This window comes from Asticcacaulis tiandongensis, from assembly GCF_006475605.1.
Classification (GTDB): Bacteria; Pseudomonadota; Alphaproteobacteria; order Caulobacterales; family Caulobacteraceae; genus Asticcacaulis; species Asticcacaulis tiandongensis.
In genome coordinates this window covers 1-1,053 of record NZ_SSBC01000012.1, presented here as the reverse complement: position 1 = coordinate 1,053, position 1,053 = coordinate 1, and the positions used below count along the sequence as shown (strand labels likewise).

The window sequence follows — 1,053 nt, the reverse complement described above, 5'->3', positions numbered from 1 at the left end:
TGTACGTCGTCAAAGTTTTTGGGACAATCGCGTTTGAAAAATCCTGGAGGGTTTAGCGTCTATTGGGTTTGATATTAAGCGGCTTGTTTTTGGAATTGCAAGCGGCGGTGTTCGAGTGTTTTCATCTTGATCATTTGGCGCTGTTTCAAGATAACCGGGGCACGACCAAAGTAGGCATCGGCGGGCGTCACATTGCCCAGGCTCTCATGATAGCGATGGTGGTTGTAGTGTTCGATAAAGGCTTTGATCTGGGCTTCGAGGTCCTCCTTGAAGAAGTAGTTTTCCAATAGGATGCGATTTTTGAGCGTCTGGTGCCACCGCTCAATCTTGCCCTGGGTTTGCGGATGCATCGGCGCGCCATGAACCTGCGACATGCCTTGGTTTTCCAGCCATTTGGCCAAGTCGCCTGAGACGTAGGCCCCGCCATTGTCAGACAAAAGTCGTGGCCGTTTCCTTTGGCTGAGCTTATCAAGGCCAGAGGCCTCAAGGGCCAGCTTGACGGTCGCCGTGACGTCCTCAAACTTCATGCCGTCGCATAGTTTCCAGGCGACTATGTAGCGTGAGAAGTCATCGAGGATGGTCGACAGATAGAACCAGCCCCAGCCGATGATCTTGAAATAGGTAAAGTCTGTCTGCCACATCTGGTTGGGTGCCGTGGTCTTGTCCTTGAACTCATTGGCCGCTTTCATCACGATATAGGCGGGGCTGGTGATCAGGCCTTGCGCTTTGAGCAGGCGATATACGGAAGCCTCAGAAACGAAATAGCTTTTTTCGTCGCAAAAGCGCACCGCAAGCTCACGCGGTGACAGTTCCGTATACTCCAGCGCCATGTCGATGATCTGGCCGCGTACCTCATCCGCGATGCGGTTCCAAACCCTGGGGTTGCCGCCCTTGCCATCTTCGAGGCCTTCGGGGCCATGGGTGAGGTAAAGATCGTACCAGCGGTAAAAGGTCGTCTTGGGCACGCCCAGTTGGCCCAAAGTCCGTTTGGCCGGTAAATGGGACTGTTCAACAAGCCGAATAATCTCGAGCTTTTCCTCGGCTGGGTACCTC

1 protein-coding gene is annotated in these 1,053 nt (G+C 53.6%); it reads right to left on the bottom strand.

The window, feature by feature from the left end:
* Nucleotides 1-74 precede the first annotated feature (74 nt).
* On the bottom strand, nt 75-1,053 hold a 979-nt coding region (locus E5201_RS10870), incomplete at its 5' end, for an IS3 family transposase (RefSeq protein ID WP_140986132.1).